21 protein-coding genes are annotated in these 22618 nt (G+C 62.0%); 16 read left to right on the top strand and 5 right to left on the bottom strand.

Annotated features, from left to right (window positions below; genetic code table 11):
• Window positions 1-125: 125 nt before the first annotated feature.
• From NKJ23_RS21035 to NKJ23_RS21000, 8 genes are all read left to right on the top strand, one after another.
• On the top strand, window positions 126-440 hold the full coding sequence (locus tag NKJ23_RS21035; RefSeq protein ID WP_023675522.1) for a helix-turn-helix domain-containing protein: 315 nt from the start codon (window positions 126-128) through the stop codon (window positions 438-440).
• A complete protein-coding gene (gene hyfB, locus NKJ23_RS21030) occupies window positions 437-2458 on the top strand; it encodes a hydrogenase 4 subunit B (protein WP_502902558.1) in 2022 nt (673 codons plus the stop codon). Before NKJ23_RS21035 ends, hyfB begins: the two co-directional genes overlap by 4 nt.
• The gene (locus tag NKJ23_RS21025; protein WP_023675520.1) at window positions 2449-3405 is read left to right on the top strand and encodes a respiratory chain complex I subunit 1 family protein; all 957 of its coding nucleotides are present in this window, start codon (window positions 2449-2451) and stop codon (window positions 3403-3405) included. Before hyfB ends, NKJ23_RS21025 begins: the two co-directional genes overlap by 10 nt.
• Window positions 3405-4067 (top strand): hydrogenase-4 component E, encoded by a 663-nt coding sequence (locus NKJ23_RS21020; protein ID WP_023675519.1) that lies wholly within the window; start codon window positions 3405-3407, stop codon window positions 4065-4067. The genes NKJ23_RS21025 and NKJ23_RS21020 overlap by 1 nt, the downstream gene beginning before the upstream one ends.
• Window positions 4064-5515 (top strand): hydrogenase 4 subunit F, encoded by a 1452-nt coding sequence (locus NKJ23_RS21015; protein ID WP_023675518.1) that lies wholly within the window; start codon window positions 4064-4066, stop codon window positions 5513-5515. The genes NKJ23_RS21020 and NKJ23_RS21015 overlap by 4 nt, the downstream gene beginning before the upstream one ends.
• Before the next feature lie 18 nt (window positions 5516-5533).
• Window positions 5534-7051, top strand: a complete 1518-nt coding sequence (locus NKJ23_RS21010; RefSeq protein ID WP_352682058.1) for a hydrogenase large subunit — start codon at window positions 5534-5536, stop codon at window positions 7049-7051.
• 12 nt (window positions 7052-7063) lie between these two features.
• Window positions 7064-7603 (top strand): NADH-quinone oxidoreductase subunit B family protein, encoded by a 540-nt coding sequence (locus NKJ23_RS21005; protein ID WP_352682056.1) that lies wholly within the window; start codon window positions 7064-7066, stop codon window positions 7601-7603.
• Window positions 7604-7939: 336 nt separating this feature from the next.
• Complete coding sequence (locus NKJ23_RS21000) at window positions 7940-8197, top strand: hypothetical protein (protein WP_352682054.1); 258 nt, start codon at window positions 7940-7942, stop codon at window positions 8195-8197.
• A gap of 174 nt (window positions 8198-8371) precedes the next feature.
• Here the strand turns inward: NKJ23_RS21000 and NKJ23_RS20995 are convergent, their stop codons facing one another.
• Genes NKJ23_RS20995 through NKJ23_RS20980 form a run of 4 tightly spaced genes read right to left on the bottom strand, consistent with a single transcriptional unit; the run spans window position 8372 to window position 13293 of the window.
• Complete coding sequence (locus NKJ23_RS20995; RefSeq protein ID WP_352682052.1) at window positions 8372-9676, bottom strand: NAD(P)/FAD-dependent oxidoreductase; 1305 nt, start codon at window positions 9674-9676, stop codon at window positions 8372-8374.
• Window positions 9676-11061, bottom strand: coding sequence for a glutamine synthetase family protein (locus NKJ23_RS20990; protein ID WP_352682050.1), 1386 nt, complete (start codon window positions 11059-11061; stop codon window positions 9676-9678). Before NKJ23_RS20990 ends, NKJ23_RS20995 begins: the two co-directional genes overlap by 1 nt.
• Entirely contained in the window at window positions 11054-12349 is a 1296-nt protein-coding gene (locus tag NKJ23_RS20985; protein WP_352682103.1) for a glycosyltransferase, read from the bottom strand. Before NKJ23_RS20985 ends, NKJ23_RS20990 begins: the two co-directional genes overlap by 8 nt.
• A 5-nt stretch (window positions 12350-12354) precedes the next feature.
• Window positions 12355-13293 (bottom strand): GntR family transcriptional regulator, encoded by a 939-nt coding sequence (locus NKJ23_RS20980; RefSeq protein WP_352586687.1) that lies wholly within the window; start codon window positions 13291-13293, stop codon window positions 12355-12357.
• Between the two features lie 230 nt (window positions 13294-13523).
• Between NKJ23_RS20980 and NKJ23_RS20975 the strand changes: the two genes are divergently transcribed.
• The 8 genes from NKJ23_RS20975 to NKJ23_RS20940 all read left to right on the top strand — a co-directional run bounded on the left by NKJ23_RS20975 (window position 13524) and on the right by NKJ23_RS20940 (window position 21068).
• Window positions 13524-14588, top strand: a complete 1065-nt coding sequence (locus NKJ23_RS20975) for a polyamine ABC transporter substrate-binding protein (protein ID WP_352644203.1) — start codon at window positions 13524-13526, stop codon at window positions 14586-14588.
• 106 nt (window positions 14589-14694) lie between these two features.
• Complete coding sequence (locus NKJ23_RS20970; protein WP_352682101.1) at window positions 14695-15537, top strand: ABC transporter permease; 843 nt, start codon at window positions 14695-14697, stop codon at window positions 15535-15537.
• Window positions 15530-16324, top strand: coding sequence for an ABC transporter permease (locus tag NKJ23_RS20965; protein WP_352682047.1), 795 nt, complete (start codon window positions 15530-15532; stop codon window positions 16322-16324). The genes NKJ23_RS20970 and NKJ23_RS20965 overlap by 8 nt, the downstream gene beginning before the upstream one ends.
• Window positions 16321-17394: an ABC transporter ATP-binding protein gene (locus NKJ23_RS20960; protein ID WP_352682044.1), complete on the top strand. Its 1074-nt coding sequence runs from the start codon at window positions 16321-16323 to the stop codon at window positions 17392-17394. Before NKJ23_RS20965 ends, NKJ23_RS20960 begins: the two co-directional genes overlap by 4 nt.
• A gap of 17 nt (window positions 17395-17411) precedes the next feature.
• Window positions 17412-18686, top strand: coding sequence for a glycosyltransferase (locus tag NKJ23_RS20955; RefSeq protein ID WP_352682042.1), 1275 nt, complete (start codon window positions 17412-17414; stop codon window positions 18684-18686).
• Window positions 18683-19030 (top strand): cupin domain-containing protein, encoded by a 348-nt coding sequence (locus NKJ23_RS20950; protein WP_352682040.1) that lies wholly within the window; start codon window positions 18683-18685, stop codon window positions 19028-19030. The genes NKJ23_RS20955 and NKJ23_RS20950 overlap by 4 nt, the downstream gene beginning before the upstream one ends.
• Before the next feature lie 23 nt (window positions 19031-19053).
• The gene (locus tag NKJ23_RS20945) at window positions 19054-19398 is read left to right on the top strand and encodes a cupin domain-containing protein (RefSeq protein ID WP_352682038.1); all 345 of its coding nucleotides are present in this window, start codon (window positions 19054-19056) and stop codon (window positions 19396-19398) included.
• 161 nt (window positions 19399-19559) lie between these two features.
• Window positions 19560-21068, top strand: coding sequence for an aldehyde dehydrogenase family protein (locus tag NKJ23_RS20940; RefSeq protein WP_352682036.1), 1509 nt, complete (start codon window positions 19560-19562; stop codon window positions 21066-21068).
• Window positions 21069-21195: 127 nt separating this feature from the next.
• Here NKJ23_RS20940 and NKJ23_RS20935 read toward each other — a convergent pair whose 3' ends face one another.
• The gene (locus tag NKJ23_RS20935; RefSeq protein WP_352682099.1) at window positions 21196-22527 is read right to left on the bottom strand and encodes a PQQ-dependent sugar dehydrogenase; all 1332 of its coding nucleotides are present in this window, start codon (window positions 22525-22527) and stop codon (window positions 21196-21198) included.
• Between the last annotated feature and the right edge of the window lie 91 nt (window positions 22528-22618).

The following is a 22618-nucleotide window of genomic DNA, read 5'->3' as shown; positions in this document are numbered from 1 at the left end:
GCCCGGTTTTCTACAGCCTCAAGACAGATGCGTCACGCATCACTAATTGAATGCGTCGCATTTTAATATATGCTGCAAGACGTAGAGATAATATCTCAAAGCTGATCAAAAAGGGGGATGCGACCGTGATAACTGCTCCACAGTTGCGTGCCGCGAGGGCGCTCCTTGGCATCGACCAGCGCAGACTTGCCGAATTGTCCGGTCTTTCCGTGCCGACAATTCAACGCATGGAAGCCAGCGAGTCGATTATTCGGGGTAACGTCGATTCTCTCATGAAGCTGATCGGGGCACTTGACCTCGCCGGTGTGGAATTGATCGCTGAAGGCGCCTCCAGCCAAATCGGTGGGCGCGGCGTGCGACTGAAAGCGGATTTTGACCCCGCCAAAATCCTTGGCGGGGTCGACACGGATGCCAAACTCCCCGTGAGGAGCGTGGCGTGATTTCGGGGGCCGCGGTCCTCCTGTGGGGCGTTGCTGCGCTCCTGGGGGCTGCGGTGCTTGCGATTGCGGAAAGCCGCAGATCGGACTCGGGAACACGCCTGATCTACGGCTTGACGCTAGGTATATCGGCGGCCGTGCTCATGGTTCTCGCGAGCCGCATCGCCGACAATCCCGTCACCCCGTCGACTGTGGTGTTGCCTCTTGGATTGCCATGGATTGGCGCTCATTTCCGTTTGGATGCGCTCTCGACTTTCTTCCTCATCGTCGTCAACTTCGGCGGCTCCATGGCCAGCCTTTATGGCCTCGGCTACGGCAGGCATGAGTCTGCGCCGCATCGGGTGCTGCCGTTCTTCCCGGCTTTCCTAGCCGGAATGAACCTTGTCGTGGTGGCCGACGACGCCTTCACTTTCCTGCTTTCTTGGGAATTCATGTCGCTCGCCTCCTGGGCGCTCGTCATGGCGCACCATCGCGAGCAGGACAATGCGCGGGCGGGCTACATCTATCTCGTGATGGCGAGCTTCGGCACACTCGCGCTGCTGCTTGCGTTCGGCCTGCTCGCCGGATCCGATGGAACCTACACATTCGACGCGATGCGAGCCGCCGACCCCACCCCGTTCGCCGCTGCTTTCGTCCTGGTTCTCATGCTGCTGGGCGCCGGCTCCAAGGCTGGACTTGTCCCGCTGCACGTTTGGCTGCCACTCGCTCATCCGGCCGCGCCAAGCCAAGTCTCGGCTCTCATGAGCGGCGTGATGACCAAGGTCGCAGTCTATGGCTTCATACGCGTTATTTTCGATCTGCTCGGTGAGCCGGCATGGTGGTCGGGCGTTGCCGTGCTTTTCCTTGGCGGCCTGACGGCGGTTCTCGGCATCCTCTACGCGCTGATGGAAAAGGACCTGAAGCGACTGCTTGCCTATAGCACCATTGAAAACATCGGCGTCATCTTCGTAAGCCTTGGTCTCGCGCTCGCTTTCAAGGCGAACGCCATGCCATCGGCTGCAGCGCTGGCGCTCACCGCCGCGCTGTTCCACGTCCTCAACCATTCCTTTTTCAAGAGCCTGCTGTTTTTCGGCGCGGGCGCCGTGCTGACGGCAACCGGAGAGCGGGATATGGAGAAGCTGGGCGGTCTCATCCACCGCATGCCCTTTACAAGTTTTGCCTTTCTCGTCGGTTGCGTCGCGATCTCGGCACTTCCACCCTTCAACGGCTTCGTCTCCGAATGGCTGGCCTTTCAGGCCATATTGCAGAGCCCCGATCTGCCACAATGGGGACTGAAGGTCATGGTGCCCGCCGATGGCGGTCTGCTGGCGCTGTCAGCGGCACTGGCCGCGGCCTGCTTTGTAAAGGCGTTCGGGATTACATTCCTCGGCCGGCCACGCTCGGCCGCGGTGGAACTGGCGCATGAGGTCGACCGCTACTCGCTGGCGGCAATGTTCATTCTCGCTTCCCTTTGTCTCCTGGCCGGCATTCTGCCCGGTCTTGTGATAGACGGCCTCTCATCGGTGACACTGCCACTGATCGGCAGTCGGATGCCTATGCAGATGGCCCAGCCCTGGCTGTCTATCGTGCCGATTGCAGCGAGCCGCAGTTCCTACAACGGCCTGTTGGTGTTCCTGTTCATCGCCTTTTCCGCATCCGCTGCGGCATATGTGATCCATCGCTTTGCATCACATGCACTCCGTCGGGGTCCCGCCTGGGGTTGTGGCTTCCCGGATGTGGTCCCGAGCTCGCAGTACACGGCCGTCAGCTTCGCGCAGCCTATCCGCCGCGTCTTCGGCACGTTCGTATTCCGTGCAAGGGAAACCGTCGAAATGCCGGCACCTGGCGAGACCGGTCCGGCTCGTCTGAATGTCGAAATGCATGATGTGATCTGGGAGACGCTGTACCTGCCTATCGGCCGGGCCCTCGACTTTGCGACCGACCACCTCAACCATCTGCAGTTCCTGACGATCAGGCGCTACCTGACCCTCGTCTTTCTCTTTCTCATTGTCCTGCTCCTGGTGCTCGCACTATGGCCGTGATTCTCGAGTTGGCCGTTCAAGGCGCGCAGATGGCGCTGGTGCTTTTGCTGGCGCCGCTCCTGACCGGATTCGTGCGCAAGGTGAAGGCACGGCTCTTGCGCCGCCAGGGTCCTTCCCTGATCCAACCTTACCGCGATCTCTTGCGGCTGATGCGCAAGGAAGTCGTTCTGGCGGACAACGCATCCTGGCTGTTTCGCGTGACGCCCTATCTGATCTTTGCCACCACCTGGGTCGGCGCCGCGCTCATCCCGACATTCGCCGCCGGCCTCACATTCAGTTGGACCGCCGATCTCATAGCCATTGTCGCACTGCTGGGAAGCGCCCGGTTCTTCCTGGCGCTGGCAGGCATGGACGTCGGCACGAGCTTCGGCGGCATCGGCTCGAGCCGCGAGGTGATGATCGCTTCGCTGGCCGAACCCGCCATGCTGCTCATCGTGTTCAGCCTGGCGCTCGTCGCGGGTGCTACGCAACTCTCAACGGTCGCCGCCTTCATGGGGTCACCGGAGGTTGGCTTGCGGGTGTCGCTCGGGATGTCGCTCATCGCCCTCGTGATGGTGGCGATCGCCGAAAACGCCCGCATACCCGTGGACAACCCATCGACCCATCTGGAACTCACCATGGTTCATGAGGCGATGGTGCTGGAATATTCCGGTCGCCATCTGGCGATGATCGAGTTTGCCGCCTTCCTCAAGCTTCTGCTCTATGTGTCGCTGATTTCCTGCGTCTTCCTACCTTGGGGACTGGCGAGCGCCGGGGCAGGACTGGAATCCCTTGCTCCGGGTGTCGTCGCCTATGTCGGCAAGCTTGCCGTCTGTGGCGTTCTCCTCGCCGTGTTTGAGACTGCCATTGCCAAGATGCGCGTCTTCCGCGTCCCGGATTTCCTCGGGGCAGCGCTGATGCTGGCCCTGCTCGGCACGCTCCTGCTGTTCGTCTCACGGAGCCTCTGATGAACGGCCTCACCTTCGACATCGCTCACCTGCTCGCCGGCGGCCTGGTGCTGGTCAGTTTCATGATGCTGTATCAGGATCGCCTCTTTGCTCTGATCAACGTTTTTGCGCTTCATGCAATCGTGCTGGCCCTGTCCGTAGCTTGGCAGGCATACATTCAGGACGCGCATCATCTCTACGTCACGGCGGCGATCGCCCTCGTCTTCAAGGCGATCGTCATTCCTGTCGGGCTTCATCGCATCATTCAGCGGCTCGGCATCCATCGTGACGTCGAGACCGCCGTCGGCATCGGTACGACGATGCTTGCGGGGATAGGCCTGGTGACCCTGTCCATGGTCCTGATGCTGCGCGTCACTCCCGAGGCTGATCCCCTCGCCCGCGAGGACCTGGCTTTCGCGCTGTCCATCATTTTGCTGGGGCTGCTGGTGATGGTCACCCGCCGCAACGCCGTCAGCCAAGTTGTCGGATTCATGTCGCTCGAGAACGGTCTGGTCCTCGCCGCCACGGGGGCCAAGGGCATGCCTCTGGTCGTCGAGATCAGTGTCGCCTTCTCGATCCTTATCGCCTTCATCGTCATCGGAGTCTTCCTGTTCCGCATCCGCGAGAGGTTCGACTCGGTGGATGTCGGCGCGCTCGACGACTACAGGGGAGAACACCGTTGACCGCGTTTTCCCTCGATGCGGTGGCCGCCATTTTGCTGATACCGGTCTTCGCGGCCGCACTTCTGGCGGCGCTGCCGAAATACCGGATATCGGCGGGCGTCAATGTCGCTGCGAGCTTGCTGACCTTGCTCGCCGCACTGTCGCTTCTTGTCACCGACCGCCCGCAGCCTGGGCAGTATCTGCTCGTCGACGATCTCAATATCGTCTTCATCGTGCTCAACACATTCGTCGGCTTCACCACCAGCGTCTTCAGCGCTTCCTACATTGCCCACGAACTGGAGAGCGGGCGGCTGACAGTCCCGAACTTGCGGTTTTATCACGCAATGTACCAGGTCATGATGTTCGGCATGAACCTGGCGTTCGTGTCGAACAATATTGGCTTGATGTGGGTGGCGGTGGAGCTTGCCACGCTGACCACCGTGCTCATGGTCGGCATCTACCGCACGCACGAGGCGCTGGAGGCCGCCTGGAAATATTTCATTCTGGGCAGCGTCGGCATCGCGCTCGCACTGTTCGGCACCATCCTCGTCTACATGGCTGCACAGCCGGTTGTTGGCGAGGGGACGAATGCGATGGTCTGGACGGTGCTCATCGCTCACGCCGCGCGCTTCGATCCGGCTCTGCTCAATGTCGCCTTCATCTTTCTGCTGCTCGGCTACGGGACGAAGGTCGGCCTTGCGCCCTTACATGCCTGGCTGCCAGACGCGCATGCTGAGGGTCCAACGCCGATTTCCGCAGTGCTGTCGGGCTTGCTGTTAAACGTCGCACTCTATGCCGTGCTGCGCTTCAAGCTATTGCTCGCGGCAAGCCCGGAAGCGATCGCACCTGGGCCATTGATGATCACGATGGGACTGACGTCGCTTGTCTTCGCGGCCTTCATGCTCTACCGCCGCCGCGACATCAAACGCCTGTTCGCGTACTCCTCGATCGAGCACATGGGCATCATCGTGTTCGCCTTCGGCATAGGAGGCCCGCTCGCCAATTTTGCCGGGCTGCTGCACATGGTCATGCACAGCCTGACGAAGTCGGCGATCTTTTTCACGGTCGGCCACATTGCCCAGGTCAAGGGGACACAGAACATCGCCGAAATCCGGGGACTGACGGAAACACATCCTGCCCTTGGCTGGGCGCTCGTCATCGGCGTCGTTGCCATTGCCGGCCTCCCTCCGCTCGGTATCTTCATGAGCGAATTCCTGGTCGTGAGTTCGACATTTGCAAGACACCCTCTTTTGGCGATGCCCTTGGTTTTCGGGATTCTGCTCGCTTTCGGCGCCCTGCTGCTTCGACTGACCGGCGTCGCTTTCGGCGAACCGCGCGGCAGCACTGCACCCGCCGAGGCGTCCTACATTCCGATGTATTCCCACTTGGCGTTGGTGTTTGCCGCCGGCATCTATCTGCCGCCACCGCTGGTCACATGGTTCCAGCACGTCGCAAGTATCCTGGGGTGAGCAGAAGAGAGAAAGAGCATGCCCGCGCTGATCGACCTCATCCTTGCTGGCCAACGTGTCGAAAATCATTTCCCGTGGTCGCGCGCCGTGGTGACTCCGAAAAAATGGGGCTTTGCCGTCGAGCAACTGGCCGAGGGCCACTGGAGCTTGCTCGGCCTATGGGGTGAGCCAGGCGCCGTCCACATGGCACTTCTCGATGAAAGCGCCGGGGACATCGGCGTCGTCAGCCTGGAATGCCCCAGTGGCCGCTACCCATCGGTCGGCCGGCTGCATCCGCCCGCATTGCGGCTCGAACGTGCGGCTGCTGACCTGTTCGGGCTCCTGCCACAAGGCGCGCCTGATATGAGACGGTGGCTTGATCATGGCCATTGGGGTGTCAGCTATCCGTTGAGTACCCGCGTCCGGACGTCTGCTGCGACTGCCTTCCCGTACAGTTTCCTGCCTGCCGAGGGGGAGAGCCTGCATCAGATCCCGGTCGGGCCCGTGCATGCCGGCATCATCGAGCCGGGCCATTTCCGGTTCACGGCGAGCGGTGAAACGGTCGTCCGGCTGGAGCAGCGCCTCGGATACGCGCACAAGGGTATAGAAGGCCTGATGGCGGGGTCCGACATCGACCGTGCAGCCAAATTGGCGGGCAGAACCTCTGGCGACAGTACCGTGGCATACTCCCTCGCTTTTGCCCGCGCGGTCGAGGCGGCGCTGGGTGTCCAGGTTCCCCCACGCGCGGTCTGGCTGCGAGCGCTCATGGCCGAGTTGGAGCGCCTGGCCAATCATCTGGGCGACATCGGCGCTATCTGCAATGATGCCGCCTTCGCGCTCATGCATGCCCACTGTGGGGTGCTGCGTGAGCGCGTATTGCGGGCAAGCGATGCTGCCTTCGGTCATCGTTTGATGCGCGACTGCATCGTGCCCGGAGGCGTGGCAAGCTTCCTGAGCGATGAGGGCACGACAGCGCTCAGGTCCCTGATCGCAGAGATCAGGCAGCGGTTTCCCGCGCTGGTCGAACTCTACGACAACACGGCGTCGCTGCAGGATCGGACTGTCGCAACTGGCCGGCTGAAGGTGGAACTCGCTCGTCAATATCGCGCCGGAGGCTACGTTGGCCGGGCCTCCGGTCGGGACTTCGATGCCCGACGCAATCTCGCTTATCCACCCTATGGCGAACTCGCCTTCGATGTACCTCTCCTCCAGGAAGGCGATGTGAACGCCCGTGTATGGATTCGTATCCACGAGGTCGAACAGAGCCTGTCCCTGATCGAACAAGTCCTGCGACAGCTGCCAGACGGGCCGATCCGCGTCGATTTCGCGCAGACAAACCGATCGCATGAAGGCATGGCGCTCGTCGAAGGTTTCCGCGGCGATATTCTGGCCTGGCTGCGCATTGGCAAGGGCGGCTTGGTCGAGCGCTGTCACCTCCGTGATCCGTCATGGTTTCAATGGCCGCTCCTTGAAGCGGCGATCGAAGGAAACATCGTTGCCGACTTTCCGCTGTGCAACAAATCGTTCAACTGCTCTTATTCGGGCCATGATCTCTGAAGGCACGCTGTCATGCGCAAGCTTCTTTTTGAAAGCCTGATACGCCCCCCTCTCACCGAGCGTCCGCCGTTGGCAAGCAGCACGGCAGTCGACGAACTCGCACGCGCGCTCGATGGGGCTGCTCACAAACGATTGGGGCGAAGCCTGTCGATCCGGGCGGTCGATGCTGGTTCCTGCAACGGCTGCGAACTTGAGATGCACGCGCTGAACAACGCCTTCTATGACATCGAGCGTTTTGGGATCCGGTTCGTCGCATCACCGCGCCATGCCGATGTACTGCTCGTCACCGGGCCGGTCACAAAAAACATGCGCGAGGCATTGAAGCGGACCTACGACGCAACACCCAACCCAAAATGGGTGGTCGCACTGGGAGATTGCGCAGGCAATGGCGGCTGTTTCTCCGGCAGCTATGCGGTGGTGCGCGGAGTGTCCGAGGCCTTGCCTGTCGATCTGCACATTCCAGGTTGTCCGCCGCCGCCAATCGAAATTCTGAAAGGCCTGCTCGCCTTGCTTGAGGGCGTGAATTCCAAGACTGGTGCTGCCCGAAGGTGACTATGTAGAGGCTTTGCCAAGGTTGGCCTTGTCGCTGCATAGATCCAACCAATGCGTAGCCGTGAGTTTAAGGGCATCAGCCAACCTCTGTCCCAAAATTGGAAGGCGCTCGGCGGCGAGAACGGCTAAAACGCCTGCTTTTTTCGCCGGCAGCCCAGCGCTTTCGATCGAAGGGGAACCCGTTCCCTAGTCCGAAATGGTTACTTGCGCTGCAGCTAATGTAGTTACAATCTTGTGAAGTCGGAAGCTGCATGGGCCGGCTAGGCGCGAGTACCGTCTTCGCCGGCGTCTCAAGGCAGTCGACCACACGTTTGCGGTGCTCTAAGGGGGAAATCAATGAGATTGACGATTATTTGTGCGGCAATTGTGATGGCCGTATCCACCGCCGCCGTTGCACACGAGAAAAAGAGGGTGGTCAGTACACCAGTAACGTCGTGCTGCGCCGACCTGTCGGGCAGCACGATCAAGAAAAACAGGGAAACAAAATTGGACTGCAGTTCAACCGGAACTGTCTCCAGCGCGATTTCGAAAGACAAATCGGAGCCGCGCCTGGGATATGAAACGGTTAATCCTGCAATCATATCGATCTATTAGCTGAGGAAATACCAGGCAGGTCTATCGGCGCTCAGGCTTCGGGAGCAGGGCCTGGACCGACTCGCGGCCATTGCCTGCGGACCATATTCAAGCATCGATCAAGTCGGATGCCGCCGCGAAATCAGCCGTTAATCGCTTGGTGGCGGCGCTCGGCCTCATTGCGCATGCCTGCGCTCAATGTTTGATGCGGTCACGCATTGCGTACCAAAGCATGCCGAGCACATAGAGCGGCCCGCGCAGCGCCGTGCCGCCGGGGAACGGCAGCGGGCTTAGGGTCGAAAACAGATCGAGCCGCGAAGCATCACCGGTGATCGCCTCAGCGAGCAGCTTACCCGACAGCGTCGACAGGATCACCCCCTTGCCCGAATAGCCATGCGCAAAATAGACGTCGCCATAGCGACCGACATGCGGCAGGCGCGATGTCGTCACCGAGACCAGCCCGCCCCAGGCGTGATCGATGTGGCGGCCGCGCAATTGCGGAAAGGTGTTTTCCATGTGCGGCCGCACGAAGCCGGCAATGTCGGCGGGCGGCGACGGCGTATAGCGCTCGCCGCCGCCGAACAGCAGGCGTCCATCCGCCGACAGCCGGTAGTAATTGACGACGAAGCGCGTGTCGGAGACGGCCACATTGCTTGGGATGACGTCGCTCGTGTCGCCCAGCGGCTCGGTGGCGATGATGTAGTTGCCGACCGGCATGATGCGGCTGTTGACGCGCGGCTCAAGCCCGTGGAGCAGCGCATCGCCGGCCAGTACGACATGCCTGGCCCGCACCGAGCCTTTGGCCGTCGAAACCCGGGGGGAAGGTTCCCGCTCCAGCCGCAGCGCCACCGAATTCTCGTGGATGGTGACGCCCGCCGCAGCCGCGGCGCGAGCAAGACCGAGCGTGTAGTTCAGCGGATGCATATGGCCACCGAGCTTCTCGTACATCGCGCCGTGATAAGGTGTGTTCACCATTCCGCGCGCCTGCGCTGCCGACAGCATCTCGACATCATGAAAGTTCATCACCGTAGAAAGGCACTCGGCCTCTTCTTCGAGGTCGCGCAGGTCGGAACCGTTGACCGCACCGGCCAGATGGCCGGTGAGCCTGAGGTCGCAATCGATGGCATGGCGCTCGATCAGACCGAGCACGAGGGCCCGCGCCTCGAAGGCGAGATCGAACAGCGCCCTCCCCCGTTCCGGCCCATATAGCTTGACCAGCCCCTTGGCGCCCTTGCGCAGGCCGGGGATCATCTGGCCGCCATTGCGCCCCGACGCCCCCCAGCCGATCTTGCCGCCTTCGAGCAGCACCACCTTCAGGCCGCGTTCGGCTGCATGAAAGGCTGCGGAGAGGCCGGTACAACCGCCGCCGACCACCACCAGATCGGCGTCGACGTCGCCCTGCAGCGCCGGATGGTCCGGAGCCGGATTGGCCGTCGCGACATAGTAGGATTTGCCGATATCCAGGCCGGAGTTGAAGCCCCCAGAATTGAAGCCCATCATCACACCTTGAGCAGCAGATGGTCGCGTTCCCAAGAGGTGACGACGCTCTGGAACAGGTCGATCTCAACGCTCTTGACGCGCAAATAGGTCTGGAAGAAATCCTCGCCGAGCACCGCCCGAACCGAATCGCACGCAGCGAAGCGGTCGAGCGCCTCTTCCATGGTTTTGGGCAGCGTGCTCCTGCTACGATAGGCATTGCCCGACGCTTCCGTCGAACGAGCGATCTTCTCCTCGACGCCGAGATAACCGCAAAGCAGCGAGCCGGCTATCGCCAGATAGGGGTTGGCATCGGCGCCGGGCAGCCGATTTTCCACGCGCCGCGCGGTGCGCCCGCCGGCCGGCACACGCAGGCCGCAGGAGCGGTTGTCGTGCGACCACTCGATGTTGGCGGGTGCACTGTGGTTCGGCCGGATGCGGCGGAACGAATTCACGTTCGGCGCAAACAGCGGCATCACCTCGGGAATGTATTTCTGCAAGCCGCCGATGAAATGCCCGAACATCTCGGTGTCGGCGCCGTCACGCCCGGCAAACAGCGTGTTGCCCGCCTCGTCGACGACAGACATGTGGAGATGCATTGAGCTGCCGGCTTGTGCGGCTATCGGTTTGGCCATGAAGGTCGCCTGCATGCCACCTTCCTGCGCGGCCTGGCGCGTCATTCGCTTGAACAGCAATACCTTGTCTGCCAGCGGCAGCGCGTCGCCATGCAGGAAATTGATCTCCAGTTGGGCCGTGCCCGATTCATGGATGAGCGTGTCGAGCGGCAGTCCGGCTGCCGCAGCATAGTCATAGAGGCGCCGGATCACCGGCTCGAATTGCTCCAGTGCCGCCATGTCATAGGGGTGCTGCACGCTTTCGGAGCGGCCATTGCGCCCGACCGGCGCCTTCACCGGCCTGTCGGGATCGGGATTGGGCGCGGTGAGATAAAATTCAAGCTCCGGCGCCACCACCGCCCGCCAGCCGCGCTGGCGATATAGATCGAGCACGGCCCGCAACACGTGCCGCGGCGAAGCCATCCACGGCCGGTCGTCCATGTGGAACGCATCGGCGAAGACATAGGCCTTGCCTGGCCCGCCACCGGGCGCCAGACAGAGTGTTGCGACATCCGGCACCATCCGCATGTCGGGGTCCTGGTAGGCGAACCCCTCGTCGACGGAACCGGAATAGCGGCCGTCGATGCTGACCAGGAACGCGCTGCTCGGCAGATAGAGTGCTCGGTCCTCGATCGCCTTGAGGAACTTGGCCGCTGACAGGGTCTTGCCGCGCAGCACGCCGTTCATGTCGGGCACCAGGCACTCGATCTCGCTGACAGCGTGAGCGGCCAACCAGTCTTTCGGGTCGTTGGTGCCGTTCATGGTCGAGGCATCCGTTGTTGTGGTGTCAAGCATCAGGTCGGGTCCTTGCGAGAGCGAGAATGGCTTCGGCAGCCACGTCCGTTCCGGGTGTCAGCGCCATATGCACTGCATTCTCCCGGAGGCGTGCGCGCATTGCAGCATCGGCCATCAGGCCGAGAATGCTTCGCTCCAATTCGTCTTCCGTCCAGCCATCGCGGCTGATGTGGCGCCCGACGCCGGTTTCTTCGGCACGTTGCGCATTGTCATGCCCGTCCCAGCAATAGGGCATGACCAGCGACGGCACGCCGAAACGCAATGCTTCGCAAAAGCTGTTGTTGCCGCCGTGATGAATGAAGAGGTCGCATTTCGCCACGACCGAAGGCTGTGGAAACCAGGCGTCGAGATAGACATTGTCCGGAACGGCGCGATAGCTGTCGCGCAGACCTCCGGCATTGACAATGAAGCGGGCCGGCAGCCTGTCGAAAACGGCGAGCATGCGCTGGATCAGGCCGACATCCATGGCGCCAAGACTACCGAAACTGACATAAACCAGCGGTCCGCCATTGCGCGGAAAGACCGGTACGTCGAACGGCCCTTCCGAGCGGACGCAGCCTTCGAGATAGACGAAGCTGGCAGGGTCGAGCGGCTCGGCGCGCTGCCTTCGCACAATCGTTGGGGTCAGCAGCAGATTGAGGGCGGGCGAAGGTTCTAGAAAAAGACCTGTTGGCAAGGGCGCAAGACCGGCGTCGGTCCGAAGCCGATTGAAGCGGTCATGGGCCGGAGCGACCGCTGCCAGGTAGCGCGCCTCGAACACCGCGCGGCTCGGGTCGTCGGCGGCGAGACCGGACAGATAGGGTGGCACATTGGCATCGGGAAGCTCGGTTTCGGCGCAGGAGACGACGCGCACCCACGGGCAGCCGGCTGTCGCCAATGCCGGGAACATGACGACGTTGTCGAGCACCACGACGTCCGGCTTCAGCCGCGCCAGCAATTGGCGCAGCGGCGCCTCGGCGTTGACCGCAGTGTCTACGATTGCTTGCCAGGTCGGGGCAACGTAGGTTTCGAGCTGATCGATGGGGCTCAGCCTGAAATGCGGCAGATGACGGCGCACGAAGGCCTGCCAGTAGCTCTGGCGTTCGCTGTCGGTCAACGGATCGTCAGTAGGCAACTGGTATTCCTGAAACCCATAGTCGGCGAACACGCCAGAAAAGCCGGCATGGCAGATGAACACCGGACGGGCGCCACGAGCGCGCAGGGCCTGCGCTATGCCAACGCAATTCAGCGCAGCGCCGAAGCTCGCTTCCGGAAACAGTGCGATGGTCGGGCTGCCTTTGCGCATGATCCTCGTTATTCCGGCCGGCTGATCATGCCGAACAGCGCGGGCGCCCCGCGACTGGCCGCCTGCGGTCGCTGGCTGCGGGAAAGCCGCAGATGGACCCGAAGCAGATCGGCTGCAACCTCGTACTGCTGGCTCTCCAGATGGTCGAGTATGGTCAGATGCTCGCGCAATGATTGCTTCAGCCGGAAGACATTGACGCCGGCATACGTTCCCGGCAGCCGGCGCAGCCTGAGATGATCGGCCAACGCCTCGGCGACGAAGCGGTTGGCGGAGCCACCGGCGATCATCCCGTGAAAATCGATGTCCAGCCGTTGGAACTCTCTGGAATCGAATGCCGCGTCGGGCAGAGCCAGCAGCATTTCCATGCCCTGTCGCAAGGCTGCCGCGCGCGTCCCATCCAGCCGGAACCCAGGCGCCAGAAGGGCGGCGGGTTCCAGCAACAGCCGGAATTCATAGCTCTCCCCTTGTGCGCCAGGATCGTCCGGCACCCTCCTGAAAAGCCAGGACTGCCCCGGCGCGCGGTCCAGAAGATTTTCCTCGGCCAGTTTCTTCAGCGATTTTAGTACCGTCCTGCGCTCGGCATTATACCGTCGCATCAGCGCGCCGACGGTGACCGTCTGGTCCAGCCGGCGCGCCGAGCGGTCTCGCAGGATCATGTCGGCAAGTTCATCCTCCTCGGCGCTCGGCAGGTCGGCGGCGACGGTCGCCTGGCTCGTGAGGTCTACGGCCAAGCGATAGCCGGACTCAGCCTCCCATTGAACTACGCCTTTTTCAGTGAGCAGACGCAGCGCGGCCCGCACCGGAGTTCGGGATACGTTGCAGAGCGAAGCGATCTGCTGCTCCGGGAGATGAGCGCCGGGTTCAAAGCCGCGTTTCCGGGCCACATCGAGAATGCGCTGTGCAAGGTCGAGATGGTTGGTGCGGGGACGTCGAGCTGCAACTTGCATGGCAATTCTCATGAAGGACTTGGCGGCTGAGGTTTGGCCGATTGCCCTTGCGGATGCGATCGGCCGGGATTCACCGTAGTTGACAAATTATGGATTGACGTACTTTTTTCTGCAATAGTACTGTGAGATCAATCGGCAATAAAAGACCGGGGAACAGGATCAAAGCGGCTACGGCTGCAAGCGCTGGTCCGACGACTAAGTTCGATGATCAACCAGAATGGGAGTCTGTCATGACCACCACCACCCTGCGGCACCGTCCGTTAAGGAAATCCTTGATCGCACTTGGCCTTGGCCTGGCGCTGTCAGCGCCGGCGGCTGCCTCCGACCTCGTTATCTCCAACTGGGACGGCTACATGGCGCCGGATGCCATGAAAGCTTTCAAGGCGGCGACCGGTGTCTCCGGTGAAGTCGTGGTTCACGCCACTAACGAGGAGATCATGGGCAAGCTCGTCGCGTCCGGCGGGAAGGGCTATGACGTGGTCTTCGTCTCCTCGCCCTTCGCCGAAGTGCTGAACAAGCTCGGCCTGATCGAGGCGATCGACCATGCCAATATCCCTAACCTCGCCAATCTCTATCCCGAGGCGGCGAAGCTGCCGCACGACGCCGGCAACAATTTTTCCGTGCCCTACACTTGGGGCACCACCGGCCTTTGCTACCGTTCGGATCTGGTGAAGGCGGAGCCGGTGAGCTGGAACGACCTTCTCGCCCCGTCCGATGCGCTCAAGGGCAAGACGACGATGCTGGCGACCGACCGCTGGCTGCTTGCCGCCGGCCAACTCGCCAAGGGCTATTCGGTGAACGAGACCGATCCGGCAAAGCTCGGCGAAGTCAAGGACCTGCTGATCTCGGCCAAGAAGACCTTGCTGGCCTATGACGACACGACCTTTTATTCAAAGCTGGTCTCGGGCGAGGCGCTGATGGTTCAGGCCTGGGATGGCTGGTGCAATTACGGGATCGCCGAGAATCCACAAATTAAATACACCATACCGAAAGAAGGCTCGGATCTCTGGGTCGATACGATGGTCGTGATGAAGGCATCGGCCAACAAGGACGCCGCCTTCCAGTTCATCAACTTCATGCTGGACGCCAAGAACCACGCCTGGGCGGCCCAGAACATCGACTACAAGGTACCGAACAAGCCGGCTATGGAAAGCCTGCCGGCGGATTTTCTCGCCAAATTTCCCAATATGAGCATGCCGGTGGCAGAGTTGGTCAAGTTCGAGCAGTTGCGCGATGTCGGCGATGCCCAACGCGACTACTCGAAGATCGTCAGCGAAATCAAGGCTGCGCAATAACCGACATCAAAATCAGAGATCTCGGTCGACGGCGGGGTTTTCGCCGCCGACCGTTGAATGCGGTACCGCAATCTTGTCCCAAACAAGACTTCGCTCATCCTTGCTGATGACGCCGGCGCTGGCCTGGCTCACCGCCTTGATGGTCGTGCCATGCGCGCTGGTGCTGGCGCTCGCCTTCTTCCGGCGCGGCATCTATGGCGGCATCGATTACACTTTCACACTGGAGAATTTCGGGCTGGTGTTCGACCCGCTCTATGCCGGCATCTTCATCAATTCGGCGCGCATTGCCGGCACGGCAACCCTGGTCGCGGTGGTGATCGGCTATGCCGCCGCCTATGCGATCGCGGCAGCACCCCGGCAACTGCAGCCGGTGTTTCTGTTCTTTGCCGTCTTGCCCTTCTGGTCCAACTACCTGATCCGTACCTATGCCTGGATCGTGCTGCTCAACCGCGAAGGGCTGATCACACAACTGCTACGCTGGTTCGGCTACACCGGCGAGCCGCCGTCGATGCTTTATACCGAAGGCGCCGTCATCGCCGGTCTGGTCTACAACTATCTGCCCTTCGTCATCCTGGCCTGCTACGCGCCGCTGTCGCGGCTCAATCCGGAGCTCGCAGAGGCCTCGCGCGATCTCGGCGCGTCGGCCGTGACCACATTTCGCCGGGTCATACTGCCGCTGACCGTGCCCGGCATTGCCGCCGGGGCGGTTTTCGTCTTCGTGCTGTCGATCGGCAATTTCGTCACGCCGGCGCTGCTCGGCGGCGGCCGTTTCCAGATGATCGGCAATCTCGTCTACGACCAGTTCCTCACGGCTAATGACTGGCCCTTCGGTGCGGCACTGGCAATGGTGCTGATCGCCATCATGCTGCTGGTGCTGACGGCGCAGGCCCTGGCTGCTGATCGCGCCTCGGGCCGTACCGCCGAAGCGAGAGGAGGCGCCGATGGCTGAGCGCTCCCTCGCCACGAGGCGCGCGCTCTGGCTCGTGCTTTCACTGGTCCTGGCCTTCCTCTACATCCCGATCGCCGTGCTGGTGGCGCTGTCGTTCAACCAAGGCGGGCTGCCGACCGTCTGGTCGGGCTTTTCGCTGAAATGGTATGTCTCGCTAATCGGAAACGCCGCAATCCTTTCTGCCGCGCTCAACACACTGATCGTGGCGCTTGTCTCGACCGCCATCGCCACGCTGCTCGGCACGCTGCTGGCGATCGGCGTCGAAATACGCCAGCAATACGGCAAAGGTCTCGAGGCGCTGATCTTTGCGCCGATGATCATTCCCGACATCGTGCTGGCGATCGCGCTGCTCAGCTTCTTCTCGATGCTTGATCTCACCTTGGGCCTGCACACCATCATCCTCGCCCATGTCGTCTTCAATCTCGCCTTCGTCTGCTCCGTGGTGCGCGCGCGGCTGAAAAGCTTCGACTGGTCGATCGTCGAGGCCTCTGCCGATCTCGGTGCTTCCGCGCTCACGACATTTCGGCGGGTGACGTTGCCGGTGATCCTGCCTGCCGTCGTCGCCGGCGCGCTGCTCGCCTTCACCCTTTCGGTCGACGAATTCATCATCGCCTTCTTCACCGCCGGCGCCGGCCGCGCTTCGACCACGCTGCCGATGCAGATCTATTCGATGATTCGCTTCGGCGTCACGCCGGAGATCAATGCCTTGGCGACTATCGTCATGGCGGTCTCAATCACTGCGCTGACCCTGTCGCAGCGGCTCAACCGTGGGGTGATCGGCCAATGAACGAGCCCCGCACGCTGCTGGCGATCGACAACGTGTCGAAGAAGTTCGGCCGGGTGACGGCGGTCGACGGCGTTTCGCTGGATATCCGCGAGAACGAGTTCTTCGCCTTGCTTGGACCTTCGGGCTGCGGCAAGACAACGCTGCTGCGCATGCTGGCCGGCTTTGAGACGCCCAATGACGGGCGCATCCTGCTCGACGGCCGCGACATCGCCAGGACCCCGCCCAATAAGCGGCCCGTCAATCTGATGTTCCAGTCCTATGCGCTGTTTCCGCATATGAGCGTCAGGGCCAATGTTTCCTACGGCCTCGAAATGGAACGCTTGCCTGCAAAGGAAATCCGCTCCCGTGTCGACGCCATTTTGGCGACGACCGAACTCGTTGCCTTCGCCGACCGCAAGCCAGAGCAATTGTCCGGCGGGCAGAAGCAGCGCGTCGCGCTTGCCCGAGCGCTGGTCAAGCGACCACGGCTGCTTCTGCTCGACGAGCCTCTCGGTGCGCTCGACAAGAAATTGCGCGGGGCCATGCAACTGGAGCTGAAGCGGCTGCAGCACGAGGTCGGCATCACCTTCGTCATCGTCACCCATGACCAGGAGGAATCGCTCGTCATGGCCGACCGTATGGCAGTGCTCAGGGACGGCAAGCTGCTGCAATGCGATACACCCCATGCGGTCTACGAGCATCCGGGGGACCGTTTCGTCGCCGACTTCATCGGCGTCATGAATTTCGTACCGGGCAAAGCCGCCGGCGACGGCGTGCTGGCAAGCAACGGCGTGCGGATCGCCGGCGATGTTCCCGCAACACTTTCGCCCGGCGCTGCGGCGGTAGCTTCAGTGCGGCCCGAACGCATCCGGCTGTTCCCGTCGGCAGAAACGGCCAACCGTATCTTCGGCGCGGTCGAGGCGCTGGCCTATCAGGGACTCGATCTGCAGTTGCACGTCCGCACCGCCCTGTCGCCAAAGCCGTTCCTGGTGCGCGTCACCGCCGACGCCGCCGACCGCCGCCCGGTCTCGTCGGGCGATACAGTCGAGCTCGGCTGGGATGCGGCTGACGTCAGAATTTTCGCAGATTGATCGAAGGAGAACCTCTCATGGCGCAAAAGACGATCGCGTTCTTTCCGGAGGCCGCCTATGGCCCCGCGCTCAATTCCGTCGGCATAGCCCAGGCGATCGAGGCGCGCGGCCACAGAGCGGTGTTCCTGTCGGACCCCGGTTTCGTCGACGTCTACAAGGGCTACGGCTTCGAGGCTCATCCGGTGAACCTGTCCGAGCCGATGCCGCCGGAACAGATGGCCAAGTTCTGGGAAGACTTCATCAACGGCCACATCCCGAACTTCCGCAAATCGCCCTACGACCAGGTCGACAATTACGTGAAGGATTGCTGGACGGCGATCGTCAACAGCGCCAAATGGGCTGAGAAGGATCTGCCTGGCGTGCTTGCGACGATCAAGCCTGATGTCATCTGCGTCGACAACGTCATCCTGTTCTCGGCAATCAAGCAGTATGGCAAGCCCTGGGTGCGCGTCATCTCCTGCTCGGAAAACGAGATCGAGGACGAGGACATCCCGCCACATCTGTCCGGCTGCGGCGAGAACGACCACGCCTGCCATCGGCGTTACCGCGACCATTTCAACGCCGTCATCAAGCCGATCCATGACGACTTCAATGCGTTTTTGAAAGCGAACAACGAAGCGCCGTATCCGATCGGCCAGTTCTTCGAGGCCTCGCCGTACCTCAATCTGCTGCTCTATCCCGAGGCGGCGAAGTTCAAGCGCCGCTATCTGCTCGACCCGGCAAAATTCCAATATCTGGAAGGCTGCGTGCGGCAGGAGAAGCCCTACACCGTGCCGGTTTTTGCGAAGAATAATGACGGGCCGCTGCTCTATGTTTCCTTCGGCAGCCTTGGCGCCGGCGATGTCGATCTGCTGAAGCGCATCGTCGCAACGTTGGGCAAGACGCGCTACCGGGCGCTGGTCAATGTCGGCGGCTACAAGGAGCAGTACGCGCAAGTGCCCGAAAACGTCATCGTCGAGAGCTGGTTCCCGCAGCCCTCGGTCATCCCGCAGGTCGATGCGGTGATCCATCATGGCGGCAACAACTCGTTCACTGAGTGCCTGTATTTCGGCAAGCCGGCGATCATCATGCCCTACGTCTGGGACGGCCACGACAATGCGGCGCGGGTCGAGGAGACCGGCCACGGCTTCGGCATGCCGCGCTACGACTGGAGCGACGCCGAGCTCATCGCCAGGATCGAAACCTGCCTGACCGACCCGGCAATCAAGGCCAAGCTGGCCAAGACGTCGGCCCAGATGCAGTCGCAGAACGGCCCGGAGAAAGCGGCTGCTTTGCTGGAGAAATTGCTGTGATCTCAGCCCCACACCTCCACCAAGCCTCGACCCGCACCGACCTCGTCGACTGGGGCACCCAGCCCGACGCGCTGGAAGGCGCTTCGCACTCCACCGGCAGGCTGGTGCACAAGGGGCCGAACAACCAGCCGGAATCCGGCATCTGGGTCTGCACACCCGGTCGCTGGCGGCTGGCGATTCCGCGCGACGAATTGTGCCATTTCGTTGCCGGCCGCGCGACCTACAGATCGGACGACGGCGAGGTGATCGAGGTATCCGCCGCCACGGTTGTCATGTTCCCGGCCGGTTGGACCGGCGAATGCACCGTCCACGAGACCATCCGCAACGTTTACATGCTGGCCTAAAGCCGGCCACTGGAGCTCCCGACATGCCGACACCGATCATGAAATCGCCGCTCGCCCTCACCGACCTGGTCGACTGGGGCGTCATCCCCACCCTGATCGAGGGCGAATCCCACACTTCCGGCAAGCTGCTGCACAAGGGGCCGGAGGGCCGCTCCGAATGCGGACTGTGGGTCTGCACGCCGGGCAAATGGCGCTGCCACGTCACCCGCGACGAGTTCTGCCATTTCCTCGAGGGACGCTGCACCTATGTCCACGAATCCGGCGAGGTGATAGAGATCGAACCGGACACCGCAGCGTTCTTTCCGCAGGACTGGAAGGGCGTCTGCACCGTCCACGAGACCATCAAGAAAGTTTACATGATCCGCTGAACCTTCTCGATAATTCTACCCTACCGGACACCTGACGCCGTTTTCTCCGCTTCCGATGCTCACGGACTTTAATGTCCGCTCCGCTTCGGTTCTCGAAAACCACGCCGCCTGTCTCGGCAGGGTGAATTCTCAAAAAGGCTCCGTGCACACGGGAGGACAGAATGGACTTTTCACCTGACCGGCCGACCTTCTTCGTCAATCCGGATTATCGGCCAATGACCGGTGCGGCAAAACCGGTGATCGATCCGGCGACGCTCGAAACCGTCGGCGCGATCACCGCAGCCAGCGACGGCGAGATCGACGCCGTGCTCACCGCAGCGACCAAGGCGCAAACGGCCTGGAAAAAGCTCGACGCCAAGAGCCGTGCCCGGCATCTGCACGCCGTCGCGAACGCCATCGAAGCGGCCGACTTCACGCGCTGCGCCGAGCTGATGGTGCACGAGATGGGCAAACCCTATCCGGAGGCGATCGGCGAGATCGCCAATTGCGCGCCGATCTTCCGCTATTACGCCGAAATGGCGCGTGACGACGCCGGCAAGATCGCCGGCACGACGCAGGCCGGTTCGTTCCAGTATGCCTGCTACGAGCCCTACGGCACGTCGGTGCACATCATGCCTTACAATTTTCCGATCCTGTTGATGTGCTGGACCGTCGCCGCCTCGCTTGCCGCCGGCAATGCCTGCGTGATCAAGCCCGCCGAAGCGACAACATTGTCGACGCTGGATTATATGACCGTGTTCCGCTCCCTGCCGGAGGGCCTGGTTTCCTGCATGCCAGGCGGAGCAGCAACGGCGCAGGCGCTGATCGCCTCGGACCGCACGCATGCGGTTGCTTTCACCGGTTCGGTCGCCGCCGGCAAGGCTGTCGCCGTCGCATGTGCAGAGCGCATGAAGCCTTGCGTCATCGAGGCCGGCGGCAGCGATCCCCTGATCATCAGCCAACACGCCCCACTGGACGTGGCGGCTGCCGGCAGCGTCACGGCTGCCTTCCATCTCACTGGCCAGGTCTGCACTTCGGCCGAACGGTTCTTCGTGGTTGATGCCGTTCACGACCGCTTCGTCGATCTGTTTGCCGAGAAAACGCGCGCGCTGCGTATCGGCAACGGCCTCGACAAAACCGAAATCGGACCGCTGGTCAGCGAGGCCGCGCGTGCGAAGGTCATCCGGCTGGTCGACGATGCGATCCGCAGCGGTGCCAAAGCGATCACCGGCGGACGCATTCCGCCGGCACATAATGTAGGCTGGTTCTACGAGCCGACCATCCTGACCGGCATCACCGCCGATATGGCAATCGTGCGCGAAGAGTGTTTCGGGCCGGTCGCCGCAATCTGCCGGGTCAAGGATTTCAACGAGGCGATAGAGCTTGCCAACGACAGCCCCTTCGGTCTCGGCGCCTCGGTCTTCACCACCGATCTTGCCGAAGCGCATGAGGCCGCGGAGCGGCTCGAGGCCGGCATGGTCTGGGTCAACAATCCGCTGATAGACAATGACGCGTTGCCGTTCGGGGGCTGGAAGGCTTCGGGCCTCGGCCGCGAGCTCGGCCGCCAGGGTCTGGATGCATTCCGCCGCTCGAAGATGGTCATCATCGACCACAGACCGGAGATTCAGGGCTGGTGGTATCCCTATCCTGACAGCTGGTTCCGCGAGGCAGGCGGGCGCAAGCATGCTTGACACGACTATCTTCGGGCGTGCTGCTAGCTAATTGTTTAGGATATCCGTCTCCGCCGAATGCAGCCATATCGGGCGTGGCGCTGTAGCCGAAGGCTGGTGAGGTCGGAATCAGAAAGGCCACCTGCGCTCAACGGCCATTCGCCCGGCGGACCCGCCAGATGACATTACCGACGTCGTCGGCGACGAGCAGTGCGCCAGTCTGATCGATAGCGACGCCGACCGGCCGGCCCATCGCCTCGCCATTACGCCCGATGAAGCCAGTGAGCACATCTTCCGGAGGACCGCTCGGTTTGCCACCATGGAACGGCACGAAGATGACCTTGTAGCCGCTGTGCACGCTTCTATTCCACGAGCCGTGCTGGCCGACGAAGGCGCCGTTGCCGTAGGCCGGACCGAGCCGCGCGCCTTTGGAGAAGGTCAGTCCCAGCGAGGCGGTATGAGAGCCCAGGGCGTAATCGGGCTTGATCGCTGCCGCCACGAGATCGGGGCGCTGCGGCTTGGCACGTTCGTCGACGTTCTGTCCGTAGTAGCTGTAGGGCCAGCCGTAGAAAGCGCCGTCACGAACCGAGGTCATGTAATCCGGCACAAGGTCGTCGCCAATCTCGTCACGCTCGTTCACGGCGACCCAAAGCTGGCCAGTCTCAGGATTCCAGGAGAGCCCGTTCGGGTTGCGCAGGCCCGAGGCGAAGACCCGAGTGCGGCGGGTAGACCGATCCACTTCAAGGACAGCGGCGCGGTTCTTCTCCGCGGCTATGCCGTTTTCTCCAACGTTGCTGTTGGAACCAACGGTGACATAGAGCTTGCGTCCATCCGGAGTTGCGATCACGTCCTTGGTCCAATGATGGTTGAGGTCCCCGGCCGGCAAGTCGATGATCTTTTCCGGCGACGTGCTGACTCGGGTCTGGCCATTGGAGTAGGGGAAAGCGACGAGCGCGTCGGTATTCGCGACAAAGAGTTTGCCTTTGGACAGGGTCATGCCGAAGGGCGAATTGAGGCCTTCCGCGAACGTCGTGCGCACATCCGCAATGCCGTCGCCATCGGTGTCGCGCAGGAGCGTGATGCGGTTGGCGCTTTTGGTCGCGGCGCCGGCCCGCTTCATAGCCAGGTCCATGAAGACCTTTCTAAGACTGAAGCCTTCGTCATGCTTGGCAGGGGCATTGGTTTCAACAACCAGCACGTCGCCGTTCGGAAGCACATGTAGCCAGCGCGGATGGTCGAGGCCGGTGGCGAAGGCGTTCACTGTCAGCCCCTTCGCCGGGGTCGGCATACCTTCTTTCTGCCAGCCTTTCGCCTCGGCGATGTTAACAGTCGGGATCAGCGTCGGTCTTGGTTTCGGTAAAGTGGGGTTGGGGCCATAGCCGGTTATTGCCCCGGTTTTTTGCGCCGGAATGCCAGCGCAGCTCGCCATGACGGTGCCCAACACCGCTACGAGTACGCTTCCTGGGAAGCCGGCATGCATCGGACGTCCTCCGCATCGATTTGTGTCGCGCTCTTTGTGCAAACGGAAGTCAGTGGCTTATTCTTCCAATTGCTTCGAAACAGCGGCGCTC

The organism is Mesorhizobium sp. M0184 (genome assembly GCF_040322215.1).
Lineage (GTDB): Bacteria > Pseudomonadota > Alphaproteobacteria > Rhizobiales > Rhizobiaceae > Mesorhizobium.
This window is presented reverse-complemented; position numbering and strand designations above follow the sequence as displayed.